Source organism: Myxococcus faecalis, from assembly GCF_050039385.1.
GTDB classification, from domain to species: Bacteria; Myxococcota; Myxococcia; order Myxococcales; family Myxococcaceae; genus Myxococcus; species Myxococcus fulvus.
Genome location: NZ_CP144336.1, coordinates 6,944,741 through 6,960,439, shown reverse-complemented (window position 1 = coordinate 6,960,439; position 15,699 = coordinate 6,944,741). Strand labels below are relative to the sequence as shown.

Here is a 15,699-nt window from a genome sequence, read left to right as displayed (position 1 = left end):
CCTCACCCTGTGTGAGGGACGGCGGGAACAACGTCTCGAACTCCAGCGCGCGGCCAGGTCTCATGTGCCCCAGCCTGACACACCCTCCTGTCCCATTCGTATGTCCCCCCTTGGACACCTGGGGTGTGCGCCCCACGCGAGCCGCACCTACCCGGTGAGTCCCCACCCGACATCGTGGGTTCCAATATCACTCCGATTTTTCACATTTTGTCGCCCGTCGAGAAGGAATTGGCGCCCGGACGAAAACAACCGGAAGTGAAATCGCGCATCATTCCCCGGTTACCTGAGGGCCAGGGAGCAAGCAGCCGTACCCGGTCAGCGAGCCCCCAGGTCTTACGTCCGGAGGGCGCTCCGATGTGGATCGAGACCATCATCATGCCCCGGGAGGAGCGCGAGCCACGTCCGGCTCCGCCTCCCCGAGACAGGCGCGCCGCCCTCGTCGCAGCAGGCGAGGAGAGCCGTGCCTTGCGGGATGACGTGATGCGGTTCCTGAGCGCGAACCACCTGCTGGGCGCGGTGAAGTGGATGAGCGAGCCGGGCTTCCTGCCGCTCATCACCCTGCACTGCACGGAGCGCGCGCTGGAGAAGCTGCGAAGCGCCGCGGAGTTCGTCGTGGGACGCGCGTCACCGGTGGATGCCTACCCGCCGCTGACCTCTACGGAGCCGGAGCTCTCCTCGGAGCCGGTGCCCATGGCCGCGTCCGCCTTCGCGCGCTACTCCTGACGCCACGCGGGCAATTCCACCCCGGCCCCGTCCCGGGCATTCGCCGCCTCGGACTCCAGCAGAAAGGCCCCCAGCTCCAAGAGATGCTCGGCGATGCGGGCCGCGTCGTCGGTGGAGGTGACGAGCCCCCGGAGGGCCTCCTCCGCGGACTCAGCGTCGGCCACGTGAGACACCCACTCCGGGCACCCCTCGTCCCCGGTGGCCGCGCACCAGTCCCGCGCGCCCTGGCGAAGCTGCTCCGCCTCCTCCTCCGTGAAGACGAGCACCGCCGTGTCGCCGTGCGCCGCGCACCGCGCATGCACCCGCCGCAGCGCACGCACGAGCAGCTGAGCCACGCCCCGGAGCGTGACGTCGTAGACGTGGCGCTCGGGCGCGTCCACCTCGCCCCGGATGCCCAGCACGACGTCGCCGAGCAGCAGCGTGTAGCGGAAGTCCTCCCGGCCCGTGCGAGCATCCTGGGTGAAGACGCTCAGCTCCCGGCCCCGCCCCGCCAGGCCCGTGGCCACGCGCATGGGCTGGAGGCCGCCCCGGCCCAGGAGCTGCGCATACGACGCGCGCCCCAGGACCTCGGTGGCGTCGACATCCAGCCGCCAGCCTCGCCAGCTCGCGCAGACGCCGGGCTCGAGCACCTCCGCCGCGGCGCCCCCCTCGCCGCGCGCGAAGTCCTCCAGCACCGTCAACATCTCCCGGGGGCCGCCGAGGACGCGAACGGTGCGAGCATCCAGCCGCCGGAACACGAGTGACGTCTCTTCCCGCGAGTCCCCAACACTGCGCCAGTCCCCATGCATCGGCTTCCCCCTCGAGCGGCTGCTCCAGGGAGTTGTCGTCCAAATCGGGACGGGCGTGGGATTAAACGGAGTTAAATCCGCGCCCCTCCGCCGTCGAAGTGCTCCTGGAAGGCGCGCAGGTTCGGCCCGTCCCCGCCCCGCTCGTACACGGCGAAGACCACGCGCGAGAAGGCGCCGTACAGCTGCGTCAGCGCGCTCGAGAAGGCCTGGGCCACCTCCGCCGGCTCGTTGCGGAAGACGCCGCAGCCCCACGCCCCCAGCACCAGGACCTCATGCCCCTGATGCGCAGCGACCTGGAGCACCTTCAAGGCGCGCGCCCGCAGCACCGCGTGGAGCTGACGTCGCTGACGCGGGTCCTCTCGCAGCACCACCCCCGCGTTGGGCCCGGGCGCGGTGAGCATCGAGAGGAGGAAGGGCCGCTCCAACAGCTCCAGCGAGTCGTCGCGGAAGAACGGCACGTCCGGCGAATAGATGAGGTGGTCCGTGTAGAGCGCCGAGCGCTCCTCGCGGTTGGCGTCGTAGTACTCGCGCTGCGTGAGCAGGCAGGGATAGAGCGCCGAGCAGCGCGCCAGGTCCTCCTCCTGCGCCTTGGCGCCGCCCAGGAAGCCGCCGCCCGGGTTCCTCGCGGAGGCGAAGTTGAGCGCCGCGACACGCGTCAGCCCCTCCTCCTCCACCAGCCTGCGCGCCGCCTGCCCCGTCTTCTCGCCCGTCACCTCGATGCGCGGCGCCGTGCCGGCCGCCAGCCCCCGAGGCGTCAGTCCCGAGAAGTCCTCGGGGCGGTAGAGCACCGTCCCCCGCACCGCTCGCTCCACCAGGTCGCCCACCTGGACCACCCGGCCCGAGGGCGCCACGTACTGTCCTTGCTCCGTGATGCGCACCGTCTGGCGCGCAAGCTCCTTCAACGACATGACCCGCTGCCTTTCGATGCCAGCCCCGTGGTGAGCACGAAGCTTCGTGTCACGCAAACACGAAGCTTCATCCTTCAACCTGACAAGGCGACGCGCGAAGGCCCCGGGCCCCGGAGCGGGAGGGGGCCCGGAGGCGCGGGGGCGCTACTCGCAGCCGATGCGCTGGGTGCTGCTCACCGCGACGTTGTCGATCCACGTCTCGGAGGCGGACGGCCCCTGCGGATGGACGAAGCCGTAGCCCACCATGAAGGTGTTGAACGAGCGCATGCCAATCTCGGTGAACTCGTGCGCCTTCGCGCCATCCACGTACACCGTGGTGGTGCCGTGCGTGCTGGACGCGGTGGGGCGACGGACCTCCCACTCCAGACACACCCAGCGGCCGGTGGACATGCCCAGGTTGACCGGCGGCCCCTGGCGGTTCCAGCCCTGGCCGTTGCGCGCGGACCAGTCATCCAGCGCGAAGCCCGTGTCCTGGATGACCTGCAGCTCGAAGCCGCCGAAGTCATTGCCCGCGTCCGAGAAGAGGACGAAGAAGGTCCCCATCTGCCCGAAGTCTCCCGGCAGCGAGGTCATGAACACGTGCGCGCGCACGAACAACTGCGTGCTGAACGTGGGGCTCAACGAGCGGATCCACCGGGCGATGGCCTCTCCCTCGCCCTGCTTCTCGTCGATGCCGTCCTCCGTCACCACGTGCAGCGAGCGCGAGCCGGTGTGTGGCTTCGTGCCATCCGCGGTGATGGTGGCGTGCGTCTTCTGCTCATCCCAGCTGCCCTGGCCGCTCTCGAACGTCTCGCAGAACAGCGCATGGGACGGACACGACGCGGTGCCCGTACCGCCATCACCGCCACCCGGCGTGCCGGAGTCGGGCGTACCGGAGTCCGGGGTGCCGGAGTCGGGAGTGCCGGAGTCCGGCGAATCACCGGCATCGGGCTTCGGGTCGTCGGAGTCGCCGGAGCACGCCGGCATCGCGCCCAACGCCAGGAGGGCGAGGGGCAGCAACAGAGTGGCTTTGAAGCGCATAGGGTCCTTCCAGGCCGGGGTGGACGCCGGCCATGTCTGCCTGATGGAGCGCACGCGAGGCCGCGGCTTGCTCGGGGGTCAGGGAGGCAGAGAACTACCACCGCGCGCGCCCCCCGGGCAGCGGGGCCCGGTGGACCCAGGAGCCCACGTCGTCACCCGAGCGACACCCGTCCGACCGACGAGGCAGGCCGTGGGAGCACCACGGAAACGGTGGCATCCCACCTCGGGAAGGTGCACAACTGCGCGCCGCGAATCCCACACGCGAGGTCTTGCACCATGAAGCTCTACTACACGAATGGCGCCTGTTCCCTGTCCCCGCACATCGTCCTGCGTGAGGCGGGCCTGAAGTTCGACGTCGAGAAGGTCGACCTGCGCTCCAAGAAGACGGAGACGGGCGCGGACTTCCTCGCGGTCAACCCCAAGGGCTATGTCCCCGCGCTCGTGCTCGACGACGGCAACGTGCTGACCGAGGGCCCCGCCATCGTCCAGTACATCGCGGACCAGGCGCCCCAGTCCAAGCTGGCCCCGGCCAACGGCACGCTGCCGCGCTACCAGCTCCAGGAGACGCTCAACTTCATCTCCACCGAGCTGCACAAGGCCTTCAGCCCCCTGTTCAACCCGGCGTTCCCCGAGGACGGCAAGGCCATCTACAAGGAGCGCATCGCGCAGCGCCTGAAGACGCTGGACGGCGTGCTGGCGAAGCAGCCGTTCCTGATGGGTGAGCAGTTCACCGTCGCGGATGCGTACCTGTTCACCGTGCTGAACTGGGCGGCGCCCATGAAGGTGGACCTGGAGCCGTTCCCGGCCGTGCGCGCCTTCCAGGCCCGCGTCGCCGAGCGTCCCCATGTGCAGGCGGCCCTGGTGGCCGAAGGCCTCAAGAAGTGAGCACGGCGTTCGTCAAGCTGCTCGTCACGGACCTGCCGCGCTCGCTCGCGTTCTACGAGGCGCTCGGCTTCGAGCGCACCCAGTCCGAGCCGCCCTTCGTCCGCCTCCAGTGGGCGGGCGCGGTGGACGTCTACCTCGTCGCCCCTCCGGCGCAGCTCCAGCTGGAAGGACGGCGGGGGCTGGGCGTGCTCGTGGGCATCCGTGTCGAGGGCCCCAGCGGACTGGACGAGCTGCTCCTGCGCGCCCAGGCCCAGGGGGCCCCGGTGGAAGGTCCCGCCGTGCAGCCCTGGCACACCCGGGAGGTCGTCGTCACCGACCCGGATGGCTACCGGCTCAACTTCATCGAGCCCGCTTGAGCCCCGCCGGGCTGGAGGGCTTCTTCGCGAGGCCCTCCAGCAGCAGCTCCACCATCAGCTCCGCCGCGCGCGGCAGCGGGCGCAGGTCCACCCACGGGTCGTCCTGGGTCTTCACCAGGTGCAGGGCCACCAGCCCATGCACCCCGCCCCACACCACCTGGCTCACCAGCTCCACGTCCTGGTGCTCGGGCTTGAAGCAGCCCGCGTCCTTCGCCTCCTGCACCGTCTTGCGCAGGAAGGCATAGGCGTCCTGCTCCGGGTTGTCCTGCTCGAGGGACTCCTCGGACTTGGACCCCACCTCTGCGGGGAGGCGGTCCATGAAGAGCAGCCGGTAGGTGGTGGGGTGCTCGCGGGCGAAGTCGACGTACGCGCGCCCCATCTTCCTGAGCCGCTCCAGCGGGTCCTTCACCCGGGCGACCTTGTTGAGCACTTCCGCGAAGCGCAGGAAGTCGTGCGTGCACAGCTCCCGCACGAGCGCGGCCTTGTCCTTGAAGTGGACGTAGATGGCGGTGGGGCTGTACTCGATGCGCTCGGCGACCCGGCGCATGGTCATCGCCTCGTAGCCCTCCTGGCCATAGAGCTCGCGCGCCGCGTCCAGGATGCGCTGCCGCGTCGCCTGCTTCTCCCGCTCTCGCCGCTCCTTGATGCCCATGATGCCTCGCTCGTGCCGCTACACCGCGCCTCCGGGGGACAGGACGCTACCGCCGGACACGGCCGGCTCGCGAGCCTCGGCTTCGGGCTCCACCTCCGGGGCCAGCAGCTTGTACACCACGGGCGTCACCACGCGGGTGAGCACGGTGGAGGAAATCAACCCGCCGATGATGACCCACGCCAGGGGTGAGTAGAGGCTGCTGTTCTCCAGCGCCAGGGGCAACAGGCCGCCGAGCGCCGTGAGGGTGGTGAGCAGGATGGGCAAGAAGCGCGTCTCGCCCGCCTGCTCGATGGCCGCGTCCACCGACAGGCCCCGGGCCCTCAGCTGGTTCGTGAAGTCCACCAGCAGGATGCTGTTCTTCACCTCGATGCCCACCAGCGCGATGAAGCCGATGGACGCGGTGAAGGACAGCGTGTTGCCGGTGAGCCACAGCGCGGCGATGCCGCCCACCAGGCCCAGCGGAATCACCGACGCCACGATGAGCGCGCCCCGGAACGTGCGGAACTCCAGCACCAGCACCGCCAGCACGCCGAACGCCGCGATGATGCCGGCGGCGGACACGCCGTCGAAGCTCTCCTGACGACTCTTCAGCTCTCCCGCCATCTCCAGGCGATAGCCCGCGGGCGGCTTCACCTCCGCGTCCAACCGGCGCATCGCCTCCTGGATGACGTTGTCGTTGATGAAGCCGGTGGCCACGCTCGCGGAGACGGTGACGGAGCGCTCGCCCTCGTGATGGGTGATGCGATTGGGGCCCGCCTCCAGTCGCACCCGCGTCACCTGTCCGAGCGGCACCTGGGCGCCGGTGACGCTCGCCACGTGCAGCCGCTCCAGCGCGCCGAGCGCGGGCCACGCGCCCGACTCCAGGGGCAGCCGCACCAGGATGGGGTGGTCGTCGCCCTCCTCGTCCCGGAAGGAGCCCGCGGGCAGCCCCGCGAGCCCGAAGCGCACCGCGCGCGCCACCTCCGCCGCGGGCACGCCCAGCCGGCCCGCCTTCTCCCGGTCCACCTCCACCTGCAGGTCCGTGCGGCGCGTCTGCACCGGGTTCTTCACGTAGAGGGTGCCCGGGGTGTTCTCCAATACGCGCTGCGTCCGGTCCGCCAGCTCGCGCAGCGGCTCCAGCTCCGGCCCCACCAGCCGCACCGCCACCGGCGCCTCGATGGGCGGCCCCTGCTCGAACTCGCGCACCTCGATGCGCGCGCCCGGGTACGTGGACAGCTCCGCGCGCAGCAGGTCGAGCAGCGCGGGCGTCTGGCGCGCGTCATACGACTCCAGCTGCGCGAAGACCTCGCCCACGTTGGGGCGCTCGGGGCTGGGCTGCACGTTGTAGTAGACGGAGGGCTGCCCCCGGCCCGCGTTGGCGGACACCGAGCGGACCTCCGGACGGCGGCGCAGCACATCCTCCACGAAGCGCACCGCGCGGTCGGTCTCCGTGAGGCTGGTGCCCTCGGGCGTCTCCACCTGGACGTAGAACATGGGCGCGCCGGCCTTGGGGAAGAGGCTGAAGCCCACCACAGGCACCAGCGCGAGGCTGCCCGCGAAGAGCCCCGCCGCCACCCCCAGCGTCAGCACGGGACGCGCCAGCGCGCGGTGCAGCACGGGCCGGTACACCCGCTCGATGCCGTGGTGGAGCCAGCGCAGCACCCGGTTGCCCTCCGGGTGCTCGTCCTTCGAGAGGACCAGGCTCGACAGCAGCGGAATCACGGTGAGCGACACCAGCAGCGACGCGAGGATGGTGAACACCACCGCCATGGGCAGGCCCCGGATGAACTGGCCGGAGGTGCCGGGCAGGAACACCAGCGGCACGAAGGCCAGCACCAGCGTGGCGGTGCAGCCGAGCACGGCCAGGCCAATCTGGGACGTCCCCTCGATGGCGGCCTGGACCCGGGTGCGCCCCATGCGCAGGAAGCGCGCGATGTTCTCCACCACCACGATGCTGTCATCCACCAGCAGCCCCAGCGCGATGACGAAGCCGACGATGGAGAGCTGGTTGAGCGTGAAGCCCGCGTGGTGCAGCGCGGCCAGCCCCAGGGCCAGGGACAATGGAATCGAGACCATCACGACGAGGCTCGCCCGGAAGCCCAGCGGCAGGAGCGTCACCAGCACCAGCGCCAGCGCCAGCGCGAAGTCCACCGCGAAGCCGCCCAGCCGCCTCTTCACCTGGAGCGACTGGTCGAAGCCCGTCTCCAGGCGCATCCCCGACGGCAGCTCCTGGGCCCACGCCCGGGCCACCTCCAGCACCGCGTCGCGCACCACGAAGACGTTGCCGCCGTCCTTCTGCGTGACGCCCACGAAGGCCGCGCGCTCCCCGTTGTAGCGGCCCAGGTGCACGGCGTCCTGGTCGCGGAAGGACACCTCGGCCACGTCCGACACCCGGACCACGCCGGACGCGCCGCCGGCCACCACCGTGGCGCGCACCTGCTCGAGCGAGGTGAACTCGCTGCCTGTCTTCACGTTGAAGCGGCGCGTGCCCACGTCCACGCTGCCCGCGGGGATGTTGAGGTTGGCGCCCGTGAGCGCCTGGAGCACCTGGTCCAGGGACACGCCCACGCGCGCCAGGCGCTCGGGGTCCAGGGACACGCGCACCTCCTGCTTCGCCGCCGCGAAGACCTCCGCCTTCTTCACGCCCGCCACGCGCCCCAGCCGGTCCGAGAGGTCATCCGCGCGCCGCTCCAGCTCGCGCGCCGGGACGTGCGGCCCCACCAACGCCAGCTGCACAACGCTCACGTTCGACGCGCTGTGGCGGATGACCTCCAGGCGCACCAGCCCCGACGGGAGCCTGGGCCGGGTGGCGGTGACCTGCCGCAGCACCTCCGCGTGCTTGTCGTCCACGTCGGAGGACGACTCGAATTCAATCTCCACCTGCGCCAGCCCGTCCTCCATCTGGCTGGACACCTCCTTCACGTCGTCGAGCTCCTCGAACGCGTCCTCCAGCGGGTCCACCACCAGCTGCTCGAGGTCCGAGGGGCTCGCGCCGGGGTAGACGGCGACGACCGTGAAGCTCGCCATCGGGAAGACGGGGTCTTCCGCGCGAGGAATGGAGAGCGCGCTGGAGACGCCCAGCGCCACCAACATGGCGAACACCACCAGGGTGAGCTGGGGATTCTTCACCGCCGCCGTGGACAGCCTCATCGCGCCTCCACCACCGCCACCGGCTGGCCCTCGCGCAGGAAGGACACTCCATCGGTGACGACCTGGGCGCCCGCCTCGACGCCCTCGGACAACGCCGCGCGGCCGGTTTCGGAGGAGAGGAACGCCACGCGCACCCGCCGCCGCGTCGCGCGCTGGCCGTCCTGGGCCAGGACGAAGACGCTGGCCGTGTCGCCGTCCCCCTCCAGCAGCGCCTCCACGGGGACGAAGCGCAGCGCCCGCCGCTCCGAGGGGAAGACGCGCGCCTTGGCGGAGAGCCCGGACAACAACCTCGGCGCGGCGTCCGACGGGGACATGAGCAGCTCCAGCTCCACCTCGGCCGTGCCGAGCCCCTGCGTGGCGGCGCTGGCGATCTCCCGCACCCGCGCCTGGAAGGTCCGCCCCGGATAGGCATCCAGGAACACCTCCGCGGAGTCCCCTTCCCTCACGCGCACCACGTCACGGTCCGCGAGCTCCACGCGGACGACCCAGCCGTCCTCCTCGCTGGCGAACAGGAAGAGCGCCTGTCCGGGCGCCACCACCTCGCCGGGCTCCACCATCCGCCGGAGGATGCGGCCGGCGGCGGGCGCGACGAGGCTCGTCTGACGCTGCTGGAAGGTGGCGACCTTCAGGCCCGCCTCCGCGACCTCGAACGCGGTGGCGGCGTCCTGGAGCTGCACGCGGGTGGCGACCTGGGCCTCGAACAGACTCCGGGCCCGCTCCAAGTCCCGCGCGGCCTTGTCCCGAGCCTCGCGCGCCTGCGCCACCTGCGGGCCCACCTCCGAGGGGTCCAGCGCCGCCAGCACCTGCCCGCGCGTCACCGCGCGGCCCTCCTCGACGGAGACCTGCCGGACGATGCCGCCCAGCTTGAAGGACAGCCGCGACTCCTGCTTCGCGGCCAGCGCGCCGCTGGCCCGCACGGGCTGGGCGACCTCCTCCTCCATCACCACCGCCGAGCGGACCCGCACCGGAGCCTCTTCACGGGAGGCGCGCTCCGACGCCGCGGTGGCGGGAGGAGAGCACCCCGCCACCGACTGCAGACCCAACAGGAGGACGGCGAAACCGCTCACCCACGCGGCGCACAGGCTCAACGACGGGGCACGCATCATGACGCGACTCCCGCCCGCACCGGCTCGGGCGGGCCAAGGCCCGGCCCTCTCGTGGGCGCGGGTTTACATCGGCCATCCACTTAACGACGTTAACTCATAGAGACAAATCACCTGACAAAACTTCACAAACCCAGGGATACACGTTCCGACACGGAGCCTGGTTGCACGGCGCCGCTCGCCCACTCGCCAGGGTGGTGCCGGGCGGCTCGCCCCACACCCAGGCATGACGCGGCCGGCGCGGCCATTCCCCCACCGCCTCCAGCGAGGTGTACGGTGTCCCGTCCGGCGCCCGTGGCGCCGTGCGCCTCCGCACCATGTCTTCCCGCATCGCCACGCTCCTCGACCACGTCCGCGCGCACGCCGAGAACCGGCCCGGCGTCTACCGGATGCTGGGCCCGTCGAGCGAGGTGCTGTACGTGGGCAAGTCGGTGCGCGTGCGCTCGCGGCTGCTCTCCTACTTCCGCGCGGAGCCGGGCGAGAAGGCCGCGGACATCATCGGCCACGCTCACCACGTCGAGTGGGAGCACACGCCCAGCGAGTTCGCCGCGCTCTTGCGCGAGCTGCGCCTCATCAAGCAGCACCGCCCCCTCTACAACGTGGAGCACAAGCGGGACCGGGGACACTGCTTCCTGCACCTCACGAAGGAGGCCGTCCCGCGCCTGCACGTGGTGGGGCGCGTCAACGGCGCCAGCGGCGACTACTACGGCCCCTTCCACGGGCCAGGCGCGGTGTCCGAGGTGGTCCGCGCGGTGAACGACCTGCTCGAGCTGCGCGACTGCGCGGCGGACACGCCGATGCGGCTGGCGGACCAGGGGCAGCTCTTCCCGGTGAAGCTGGAGCCCTTGTGCATGCGCGGTCAGCTCTCGCGGTGCCTGTCTCCCTGCGCCGCGGGCTGCACGCATGCGGAGTACCACGCGCGCGTCACCCAGGCCCGGGCCTTCCTGGAGGGGACGTCCGACGCGCCGCTCGTGCTCCTGCGCGAGCGCATGGCGCTGGCCGCGCGCCGCCTCCAGTTCGAGTACGCCGCGGAGCTGAGGGACCGCGCGGAGCGGCTCGAGGCGCTGCGCGGGTGGATGGTCTCCCTGGGACGGACGATGAAGCGCCTGTCCTTCGTGTACACCGTGCCCGGCTACGCCGGAGAGGACCGCGTCTACATCCTGCGACGAGGCAGCGTGCGCGATGAGCGCCCCGCGCCCCGCACACCCCAGGAACACGAAGCGCTCGCCGCGCGAGCGCGGGAGGTCTTCGAGCGCCCCGAGCCCGAGACGCTCGGCCTCAAGGCCCACGAGGCGCAGGAGGTGATGCTCATCGCGCGCTGGTTCCACCTGCACCCCGAGGAGCTGGAGCACGGCGCCGCGCCTGGGGCCTGAGCACCGCCCATCGCGCCACGTCGGTTCGTATGTCCCCGTAGGAATCCACCCGCGGGAGGGTGAGCACCGCCATCCCGGGTGTGGCGTTCACACGTCACGAGCGCGCGTCAGTCCCAGCGGCTATGACTGCGCCACTCCACACCCCTTGGGGGACTCATGAAGGCCCGACTCTCGATTGCCACCCTCGTGGCCGGCTTGCTGGTGTCGTCCACCGCCTCGGCGGCCATCACCGTGCGCTACTCCAACCGCGACTCGCGCGACTACACGTGGAGCGCGGTGTGCAGCGGCGTGAAGACCCACGTGTCCTTCGGCAAGAACCAGACGGCCTCCCTCACCATCCCGGGCTCCGGCCCCTGCACCGTCCAGACGGACAAGGGCAAGGTCGTCCTCAAGGGCGGCGAGGACCTGGACATCAAGGACGGCGGCATCGTCGTGAAGTAGCCAGGCTTGCCTCGAAGGCTAAAACTCGAAGTTTTAGCTCAAATGTCCGCATATTTATCCCCAAGGACCCACAATTAATCTCTGGGGAATTGAAATCAGCGGCCACCCTACCCATACTGCATCGCGTCAGTCCTTGCTGGGGAGGCGCGATGAAGAAGTGGTTGGCAGTGGCCCTGCTGGTGGGTGTGGGCGTGGCGGGCATGCTGGTGACGCCGGCGGCGCAGACCCGGCAAGGGGGGCCCATCAACCCGGCGGACACGGCGTGGATCCTCACCGCCACGGCGCTGGTGCTGCTGATGACGCCGGGGTTGTCGTTCTTCTACGGCGGCATGGTGCGGCTGAAGAACGTCGTGTCCACGCTCCTGCAGAGCTACATCGCGATGGCGGTCATCAGCCTGCTCTGGGTGGTGGTGGGCTTCAGCCTCTGCTTCGGTGACAGCTTCCACGGCCTCATCGGCGACCCGCGCACCTTCTTCATGTTCAGCGGCGTGGGGGGCGAGACGCATCCGGACCTGGCGCCCACCATCCCCCTGCTGCTGTTCGCGCTGTTCCAGCTCAAGTTCGCCATCATCACCCCGGCGCTCATCACGGGCGCCTTCGCGGAGCGGGTGCGCTTCAAGGCGTACGTGCTCTTCATGGTGCTCTTCACGCTCTTCATCTACGCGCCGCTGGCGCACTGGACGTGGCACCCGGAGGGCTTCCTGCGCACGTGGGGCGTGCTGGACTTCGCGGGCGGCACGGTGGTGCACATGTCCGCGGGCTTCGCGGCGCTGGCGGGCGCGCTGGTGCTGGGCCGCCGGCACACGCACCTGGAGAACGCCGCGCACACGCCGGCCAACCTGCCCTTCGTGATGCTGGGCACGGGCATGCTGTGGTTCGGCTGGTTCGGCTTCAACGCGGGCTCGGCGCTGTCGGCCTCGTCGCTCGCCACGCTGGCCTTCGCCACCACCAACACGGCGTCCGCGGCGGCGATGCTTGGGTGGATTGCGTTCGACTGGCTGCGCGGCCGGAAGCCCAGCGCCCTGGGCGCGTGCGTGGGCGCGGTGGTGGGCCTGGTGGCGGTGACGCCCGCGGCGGGCTTCATCACCGTGGGCCAGAGCATCATGGTGGGCCTGGTCTCCAGTTTCGTGAGCAACTGGGCGGTGCACTTCAAGAACCGCACCTCGCTCGATGACACGCTGGACGTCTTCCCCTGCCACGGGCTGGGCGGCGTGGTGGGCATGGTGCTCACGGGCGTGCTGGCCAAGGACGTGGGCCTGGTGCACGGCGAGACGACGACGTTCCTCAAGCACCTGGCCGCGCTGGTGCTGGTGTCCGTCTTCTCCTTCGTCGGCTCGTACGTGCTCTACAAGCTGGTGGACCGCATCGTCCCGCTGCGAGTCCCCCGTGAGCACGAGGAGCTGGGCCTGGACCTGAGCCAGCACGGCGAGACGATGGGCGAGTCCACCGGCTTCGCCGCGCCGCACGCCGCCCCCCCGAGCACGCCGGCCGTCGTGGAGCCCGCGCCGACGACCCCGGACTCGACACAGCCGCTGCCCGCCTGACGGGCTCCCACCGGGGACCGGGCCCTCGCGCCCGGTGCCCGACGGGACTGTTGACCACCGGCTGCGCCAACGCGCGGGTGTCCACCGCCGACCACGCATCCGTACGCTGTCCGACGCTCCCCTCGCCCGCCTCGCGATGGGGCCCGAGCGCGGCTCCTAGTCTCCCCGCCGTTCGCGCGCGCCCTTCGTGAGTCGGGAGCCGCGCCAGTCCCGGGGAGACACCATGCGCCGAGGTATCGCGGTCCACGCCGCTCGAGTGCTACTGCTCGTGGGACTCGTCACGGGTCCCTCGGGCGCGAGCGCCTCCGGCCCGCCGACGCGCGAGGAGTACTTCCGCTTCGTCCCGCTCTCCTACCCGCGCATCGTCCGCCAGACGAGCGCGAGCCAGGCGCTCGCGCTCTACGGCGACCCGGCGGACCCGGGCTACCGCGACGAGGCGCCGCGCGACGGCATCGACGACGAGCGCTTCCGGGTGCTGCAAGCGCTGGCGGTGCGCTTCGCGCCCATCCTGGTGAAGAACACGTACACCTTCCCCATGGACCACAAGGTGTTCCGGGACCTGCCGGGGGGCCTCCTGCTGAGCCTGGACACGTGGGACCTCGCCAAGCCCGGCTCGGTGCTGATGCGCAGCGACTCCATCAACTTCTCCACGCTCGGCCACCCGTGTCCCGAGGACGGCGCGCCGGAGAGCCTGTTGAGGACCGAGTCGTCCGGCCGCGACGCGCGCGACGACTGCCGCCTCATCGCGCTCCTGAAGGAGTTCCACCCGGACCACCCCACCATCCCCCGCCTGCGCCAGGACGCGGTGGCCGCCGAGCAGGCGCCCTTCACCGTCATGTACCTGGACTTCCCCGGGTATGACCCGGACACGTGGCACGAGGCCTACGCGAGCCCGCAGCCCGGGCAGATTGCGCGGCGCTACCTGGGCACGGAGAAGGTCTACGCCCACCCGTTCCTCGCGGAGGTCCGCGACGCGGAGCGCGGCCTGCTCGGCTACGAGCTGTTCATCCAGTACTGGTTCTTCTACCCGTTCAACGCGGGCGGCAACAACCACGAGGGCGACTGGGAGCACGTGAGCGCCGTCATCACGCCGCTGTCCGCCGTGGAGCGCGTGCTCACCGCGGAGGAGCTGCGACGCATCCTCTCGGGAGGCTGGCCGGCCGACGGCGCGGACCCGCTGGTGCTCAAGCGCACCGAGTACTTCTTCCACCACAACGCGATGGTCTTCGACTTCGCCCGGCCCAACGCGTACCTGCCCCGCAAGCGCTGGGAGGAGCTGATGGAGCTGCGCGGCGAGGACCGGCCCGGCGAGAAGAAGCTGCTGGCGCGGGTGCGCAGCTACGTCTGGGCGGACGAGGCGGAGACGCGCATCAACACGCACCCCATCGGCTACATCGGCGCGGACTCGAAGGGCCTGGAGCAGCTGCTCGCCTCGCCCGGCCCGCATGCGCGCGAGTCTCACGCCACCTATCCCTTGCCCGGCGTGTTCAAGGGCGTGGGGCCCGCGGGCTCCACGGAGGCGGTGCCCAAGCGCTTCGACCACCAGGAGTACCTCGGCGACCCGAAGCGGCCGCTCCCCGAGGGCGTGGTGCGCTACGACATGGCCGAGCGCATCGACCTGGTGCCCGACTGGGAGCGCGTCTACGACCTGGCCATCGAGGACCCGTCCGTGCGCCGCGAGTGGTCCTGGCTCATCCTCCCGCTGCGCTGGGGCTACCCGTCCGCGAAGTCGCCGCTGGCGGGAATCATCTCGCACTCGGACATGGGCAACCTGTCCATCACCGGCCCGGCCTTCAGCGAGGGCTGGAACCGGCCCGCGCCCAACGCGGGCTTCATCGGCTACGCGCCCGGAGAGCTGCCCTGGTTCTTCCCGCTCGACGTGCAGGACAACTTCTCCAACAACCTGGGCTTCCTCAACGGGCCGGTGGCCGTGCTCATCAGCCTGCCGCCGTTCGACTTCGTCTACCGCGTGCTGGGGTTGCCCGTGCGCGCGGTGGTGGAGAAGCACGAGCCCGTCTACACGCCCCAGGCGAAGCTGCCCCGGCGGCGCGCGAGCGTGGAGGCCGGCGTCAGCGTGGGCCTGCTCGACAAGGACTTCGCGGGCCTGCTCCTCAATGACCGCCAGCTCGCCGAGTGGGCCCCGCAGCTGCTCGCCCTGGACCCGAGCATCGAGAACGCCTCGTCCGACTTCATCCAGCCGGTGGTGGACACGGCCGTGTCCGCCACGCTGAAGGTGAGCTTCTATCTGGGCGACCGCTTCACGTCGGAGAACACGCTGCTGCACTCGCGCAGCACGGTGGGACTCGACGTCCCGCTGGCGGACCGGCAGACCCTCTTCCAGCTGCGCTCCAAGCTGAACATGTGGGAGTACGCGGGCAGCATCCGCTACAACATCCTGCCCGGCGGCTTCCAGCCGTACGTCAAGCTGGGCTACGGGTTGACGTGGTACCGGCTCGAGGACGGCGCCATCAACGGCGAGCGGATGGCCAACCCCAACTCCTATTGGGTCCGCCTGCCCGGCTTCTTCCGCAACCTGTGGCCCAACACGTTCCACCTGGGCGCGGGCCTGGACATCATCCTGGTGCGAGGCTTCTTCCCCGGGCTGCGAGGCCTGGACGGTGGCATCCGCGCGGGCTACGTGCTGTCGCGCCACGAGCTGGGCATCCGGGACCTCGCGCCCCCCGTCGCGCTCGCAGGCCCCCTGAACGAGCCCGTGCACGTGCTGCGCAACACCTTCGAGCTGCTCGGCACGCTGAGCTTCTGAGCGCCGCGCGCGA

The 15,699-nt window shown here is 70.8% G+C and carries 13 protein-coding genes; 7 read left to right on the top strand and 6 right to left on the bottom strand.

Features of this window, described 5'->3' with window-relative positions; all coding sequences use genetic code 11:
• Positions 1–354 precede the first annotated feature (354 nt).
• The gene (locus VZQ01_RS27900; RefSeq protein ID WP_223748348.1) at positions 355–723 is read left to right on the top strand and encodes a hypothetical protein; all 369 of its coding nucleotides are present in this window, start codon (positions 355–357) and stop codon (positions 721–723) included.
• On the opposite strand, the gene VZQ01_RS27895 is transcribed toward VZQ01_RS27900, so the two are convergent.
• The 3 genes from VZQ01_RS27895 to VZQ01_RS27885 all read right to left on the bottom strand — a co-directional run bounded on the left by VZQ01_RS27895 (position 714) and on the right by VZQ01_RS27885 (position 3,439).
• The gene (locus VZQ01_RS27895; RefSeq protein WP_426745166.1) at positions 714–1,460 is read right to left on the bottom strand and encodes a hypothetical protein; all 747 of its coding nucleotides are present in this window, start codon (positions 1,458–1,460) and stop codon (positions 714–716) included. The two genes, VZQ01_RS27900 and VZQ01_RS27895, sit on opposite strands and share 10 nt — an antisense overlap.
• 122 nt (positions 1,461–1,582) lie before the next feature.
• Entirely contained in the window at positions 1,583–2,419 is an 837-nt protein-coding gene (locus VZQ01_RS27890) for a TIGR02452 family protein (protein WP_426745165.1), read from the bottom strand.
• A 144-nt stretch (positions 2,420–2,563) separates the two neighbouring features.
• Entirely contained in the window at positions 2,564–3,439 is an 876-nt protein-coding gene (locus tag VZQ01_RS27885; protein WP_408889307.1) for a hypothetical protein, read from the bottom strand.
• A 276-nt stretch (positions 3,440–3,715) separates the two neighbouring features.
• On the opposite strand from VZQ01_RS27885, the gene gstA reads away from it, so the two are divergent.
• Together gstA and VZQ01_RS27875 are read left to right on the top strand one after the other, a co-directional pair.
• Positions 3,716–4,324, top strand: a complete 609-nt coding sequence (gene gstA, locus VZQ01_RS27880; RefSeq protein ID WP_223748344.1) for a glutathione transferase GstA — start codon at positions 3,716–3,718, stop codon at positions 4,322–4,324.
• Positions 4,321–4,680 carry a VOC family protein gene (locus tag VZQ01_RS27875; RefSeq protein ID WP_046715961.1) on the top strand — a complete coding sequence of 120 codons (360 nt, stop codon included), beginning with the start codon at positions 4,321–4,323 and terminating at the stop codon, positions 4,678–4,680. Before gstA ends, VZQ01_RS27875 begins: the two co-directional genes overlap by 4 nt.
• On the opposite strand, the gene VZQ01_RS27870 is transcribed toward VZQ01_RS27875, so the two are convergent.
• Genes VZQ01_RS27870 through VZQ01_RS27860 form a run of 3 tightly spaced genes read right to left on the bottom strand, consistent with a single transcriptional unit; the run spans position 4,664 to position 9,567 of the window.
• The gene (locus VZQ01_RS27870) at positions 4,664–5,332 is read right to left on the bottom strand and encodes a TetR/AcrR family transcriptional regulator (protein WP_426745164.1); all 669 of its coding nucleotides are present in this window, start codon (positions 5,330–5,332) and stop codon (positions 4,664–4,666) included. The two genes, VZQ01_RS27875 and VZQ01_RS27870, sit on opposite strands and share 17 nt — an antisense overlap.
• A gap of 18 nt (positions 5,333–5,350) precedes the next feature.
• A complete protein-coding gene (locus VZQ01_RS27865) occupies positions 5,351–8,461 on the bottom strand; it encodes an efflux RND transporter permease subunit (protein ID WP_426745163.1) in 3,111 nt (1,036 codons plus the stop codon).
• On the bottom strand, positions 8,458–9,567 hold the full coding sequence (locus tag VZQ01_RS27860) for an efflux RND transporter periplasmic adaptor subunit (protein ID WP_426745162.1): 1,110 nt from the start codon (positions 9,565–9,567) through the stop codon (positions 8,458–8,460). Before VZQ01_RS27860 ends, VZQ01_RS27865 begins: the two co-directional genes overlap by 4 nt.
• Positions 9,568–9,881: 314 nt before the next feature.
• Here VZQ01_RS27860 and VZQ01_RS27855 point away from each other — a divergent pair, with 314 nt between their 5' ends.
• The 4 genes from VZQ01_RS27855 to VZQ01_RS27840 all read left to right on the top strand — a co-directional run bounded on the left by VZQ01_RS27855 (position 9,882) and on the right by VZQ01_RS27840 (position 15,686).
• Positions 9,882–10,937: a GIY-YIG nuclease family protein gene (locus VZQ01_RS27855; protein WP_223748340.1), complete on the top strand. Its 1,056-nt coding sequence runs from the start codon at positions 9,882–9,884 to the stop codon at positions 10,935–10,937.
• 156 nt (positions 10,938–11,093) lie between these two features.
• A complete protein-coding gene (locus VZQ01_RS27850; RefSeq protein WP_248546171.1) occupies positions 11,094–11,378 on the top strand; it encodes a hypothetical protein in 285 nt (94 codons plus the stop codon).
• A 149-nt stretch (positions 11,379–11,527) separates the two neighbouring features.
• Positions 11,528–12,922 carry an ammonium transporter gene (locus VZQ01_RS27845; RefSeq protein ID WP_267699619.1) on the top strand — a complete coding sequence of 465 codons (1,395 nt, stop codon included), beginning with the start codon at positions 11,528–11,530 and terminating at the stop codon, positions 12,920–12,922.
• 223 nt (positions 12,923–13,145) lie between these two features.
• A complete protein-coding gene (locus VZQ01_RS27840; RefSeq protein ID WP_426745161.1) occupies positions 13,146–15,686 on the top strand; it encodes a hypothetical protein in 2,541 nt (846 codons plus the stop codon).
• The last annotated feature ends 13 nt before the right edge of the window (positions 15,687–15,699 follow it).